Annotated in this window: 3 protein-coding genes; all 3 read right to left on the bottom strand. The window is 44.8% G+C overall.

Translation table 11 applies throughout. The features are described from left to right. Positions 1-90: 90 nt before the first annotated feature. The gene (locus EWV68_RS14080; RefSeq protein WP_287170167.1) at positions 91-726 is read right to left on the bottom strand and encodes a PEP-CTERM sorting domain-containing protein; all 636 of its coding nucleotides are present in this window, start codon (positions 724-726) and stop codon (positions 91-93) included. 277 nt (positions 727-1,003) lie between these two features. Further along, positions 1,004-1,900 (bottom strand): LysM peptidoglycan-binding domain-containing M23 family metallopeptidase, encoded by an 897-nt coding sequence (locus EWV68_RS14075; protein WP_061432245.1) that lies wholly within the window; start codon positions 1,898-1,900, stop codon positions 1,004-1,006. A 20-nt stretch (positions 1,901-1,920) separates the two neighbouring features. Continuing rightward, positions 1,921-3,219, bottom strand: a complete 1,299-nt coding sequence (locus EWV68_RS14070; RefSeq protein WP_287170168.1) for a homoserine dehydrogenase — start codon at positions 3,217-3,219, stop codon at positions 1,921-1,923. Positions 3,220-4,327: the final 1,108 nt, after the last annotated feature.

Genomic DNA, 4,327 nt, shown 5'->3' with positions numbered 1-4,327 from the left:
GCTGGCGATCGCTGACTAGAGTGTGACACTTCATAATTCTTAGTAATCGCTAAAAGTCTTACTATACAAGGGCTAGAGCAACTTTTGATTTCAACGACCAGGGTGCGGAATGTGGGTTCCATATAGAGTGTATGAGTTACTTGAACTAAGACCGATCATATTGATCCACGAGGCGTTAGTTTGAACAGGGCTACCTATAGTAACCATAGGCGGAAAACCCGAGTTACCCAACGGGGATTGAGCGGAGCCACCCACATTAGTGCCTGTCCATACAGAATTTGTTCCAGATGTGTCTATCTGAGTGCGATCTATATAGGTTTGGATGCTGCCATCCCAAAGATCGGCATTATTATTGGCGACCTTGTTGCCATCTATGAGGTAGATGGGAACATCTGGCTGACTGCCATCAGTACCGGTATTGACTTTGGCAGAGGTAGCGGAAGTAGAACCGATCGCCTTCCAAGTGATTGTACCCAGGTTAAATCCTGCCGTTGTTAATTGCGTAGCAAGAGCGCTTCCTGTTACCTGGTTGGTAACAAAGTTATTGTAGTCGTTGATGTTGGTGCTTGTTGCATCCCGTGTGCCGGAGGTGACAAAGACCAAGCGATACTGGTCGCCCGGATTCAAGCCGGGGGGTACGACCACCAAAGCAGCTTGTGCTGCACTAGCCGTTACCAGAGTCGCCAGGGCAACTCCAGAGACAATTCCGAGTTGTTTTATTTTCATCAAAAGAAAAGGGTTAATGGTGGATGATTTGAGTGCTTAGGACATTTCGATTCGGGTTAAGCGATAGGGCAACCCAAAACAATGACCAGCGAACCTAACAGTCGATAGGGTACACACTTGCCCCCCCTGCGTTGTATCAAAAGCTACAATTTAATAAATCTTTACATTGTATGCGAGTAATCGGGGGGAAAATCCCTGGACTTTTTCCCTGAAAATTAGGTAATTGACCCCCTCAAAATCGGTAAAACCCTACACCCCACACCCCACACCCCACACCCTATTGCGGGCCAATTTGGGGCAAATGCAAAGCCGGATCCTGCGCTGTCCAACCGACGGGAGTATCTAAGCGCACCTCAAAATGAAGATGGGGGGGAATAATATCTGGTTGTCCCGTGGTGCCAACCGTACCGATAACGTCTCCTGCTCGTACCCTTTGGTCAATTCTCACTGTAACCCTGCTTAAATGGGCATAACGGGTCTGCCGGCGACCTAAATGATTAATTACTACCAAATTACCATAGGCCCCTTCCTGACCCACATAAATCACTAGACCATCCTCGGCGGCTAGAACTTGTGTACCAACATCTGCGAGAAGATCAATACCACTATGAAAGAGATTTTTCTGTTCCGTGGGGCTTTTTTGCCAACCGTAGGCTAATCCGACAGTGCTGGCAAAGGGTAAGGGATAAGAACTTAATCCAGTATAGTCCGAGCGCTTGCCGGCGGCGGACCAATTGGTGCCGGGGATAAAAACTATTGTCGGCCGGCGACCACAACCGTTAAGCTCAAAGAGTATATCGGCACGAATACCATAGGCCGCTTCTAAATCGCGCCAAGTGGAACCCCGGGGTGCTTCGATACGAATGCCGTTCATCGGGGGAATAAAGATTTCTTTCCCCACCGGGGCCAAACCATTTTTGAGAATAGTCGGATTGAGTTTAATTATCGTTGCCGGGATGAGAGCGTATTTTTCGGCGATTGAGGCGATCGTTTCTCCCGCTTGGATTTTATGGCGTTGTAACCTTGATAAAATCGGCAGGGGACAAACATTATCAGACCCTTGGGCAAAAATTAATTTTTGATTTAAGCCCAAAAAACCTAGACAAAAAAACAAAATTGTGCTAGTCAAACTGAGCCAAATTTTCTCACTTTTGATTCTCCGACCCATGACCATAAAAAAAGCGATATCTATAATTACAAAACCCGGAGAATACTGGGAATACTGTCAATAGCTTCTAAAGACTCTATTGCTGCCAAAGCGTTGCGGAAATTGCCCTCGCGCACATCGTGGGTGACAACGACAATTTCGGCTAAATCACCCCTAATACCAATTTGTACCACGGATTCTAGACTAACCCCATGGTCGCCGAAAGCCATACCTAAATGACCGATTACCCCCGGCACATCGCGACAGAGAAAACGGGCATAAAAACGGGTCGATAACGACTCCATCGGGGCGATTTGACAATAATGCTGGTGAACACAGCTTAAAAGCGGGTCAAGTTCCTTGGTTTTGCCACTACTTTTTAAAATTCCGACGATATTCATCACATCCGATACTACCGCGCTGGCCGTCGGTCCGCCACCGGCACCCGGTCCATAAAACATCACTTGTCCCAAGGGTTCCCCCTCGACCAGAATAGCGTTATAGACTCCGTTAGCATTAGCGAGGGGATGGATTTTCGGTACTAGGGTTGGATGAACCCGCAACTCTAGGGTATCGGAATCTTCCTTAACCGTATCTTTTGCGATCGCTAATAATTTAATCACAAATCCCAGTCTATCAGCGTAGGCGATATCGACGGCGCTAACTTGCCGGATACCTTCACAGTAAACATCTTCCCGTTTTACCCGACCTCCAAAACCCAAAGAAGCTAAAATGGCAATTTTATCGGCCGCGTCGAATCCATCCACGTCCGCAGTCGGATCCGCTTCTGCATAGCCTAATTCCTGAGCTTTGGCCAGCACTTCGCTAAAATCTGCCCCTTTTTGGCTCATTTCCGTGAGAATATAGTTAGTTGTGCCGTTGACAATTCCCATGATGCTGCTGATGCGATTAGCGCCGAGGGATTGTTTTAAGGGTTTAATGACGGGAATTCCACCACCCACGGCCGCTTCTAGGAGGACATAAACCCCCTTTTCGTTAGCTTTGGCGTAGATTTCATCACCAAAACGGGCAATAACCGCCTTATTTGCCGTAACAACGTGCTTTCCCGATGCGATTGCCTTGAGAATTAAAGAGCGCGCCGGTTCCAAACCCCCCAATAATTCGACAATAATATCAATTTCGGGGTCAGTAACGATCGATTCTAGGTCAGTGGTCAAAAGATGGCGAGAAAGCTCGATTTCTCTCGGTTTATCTAGGGATCTAACTCCCACTCGTCCAATGGTAATCTCTTTGAGTACGGGATGACGACCAAAAGGATCGAGGAGGATTTTCGCTGTTCCCGTCCCCACAACCCCGAAACCGAGTAAACCAATCTTAAAGGTCACGCTTTTATCTCCTGCTAGTCCGACGCAAAAAATACTAATGGCCAAGCCGTCGCCATTGTCGATTCTATCATTACAAGGTCTTTGTCTGTGGGGTTTTCTTTTGCTGGCGTTCAGGGCTTGATGATGATAAATATTCAGTATTTTTGTATTCAAATCAAGCAAATCTCGATCGCATTTAAACGCTTATCCTGTAATTGTTATTGATTTTATTGACCGATATAGATATTCGGCAATGTGAGTAACATTTTTGATCATAAGTAGTCGTGCAAAATTAATTTCCTAGTCGAGACAGGAGACAGGAGACAGGAGACGGGGACTCCGGGACAGCTATCAGGGATCAGATTTGAATTTTTAGTTCACTGTTTACTGGTCACAGCAAAAAGCTTTTGGCTGACGGGTGACGGCTTGGATGTGTAATTAATTTTGCTTAGGTACTTAACTCTAATTTATGATGACAATAATTCTCTATCTAGTTGATATTTTTGAACAAATCAATCGACTCTCTCTGAGCAAAGAGCTATGTTAGCATTATTAGTTAGGGTAATTTGACTCAACTGCACGAGCAACTAAGTTATCCAGCCCCAATTACCATACCCAAGAAATAGAATCGATAAAAAATAGGTAAACAAGAATAACAGAAATCCATAAAAATAACGATTTTTTTGGCTCCAATATCCAAGGATAATAAATATTGGAAATATTGTCATCATATACCTCATCATACTAAATCCGGTTATCAAAGACTGATTATGTATTCCCCCTTTTGCTTGTCTTCATAAGTAGCCTATACTCAACGGATTTAGTATTAGTCGTGCTTCGCTGTTTTATATTGGCTGGGGTTTCATCCCGTTGCGCTAAGCGCTTCGGATCTTCACCCCGACATTTGAGATAAAATTAAACAGTAGGCTCTTCTGGTTTTCGTGTGTTAATTTTTGTTATGAATTAAAGCAAGCAAACAGCTTAAGTCGAAGATGTTGAAAATTGGTAAAGGGAGCATCTCACCTTTGCAATGAGCATAAATACTTAGTGGAAAAATAGGCTTTTCGAGGGTAATTCTTGTTTTAATTCTCCATGTACGCAGTCTTTAAAAGCCTCTATTTCGTTCCAA

This window comes from Microcystis sp. M_QC_C_20170808_M9Col, from assembly GCF_007095495.1.
Taxonomy (GTDB): domain Bacteria; phylum Cyanobacteriota; class Cyanobacteriia; order Cyanobacteriales; family Microcystaceae; genus Microcystis; species Microcystis aeruginosa.
This window is presented reverse-complemented; position numbering and strand designations above follow the sequence as displayed.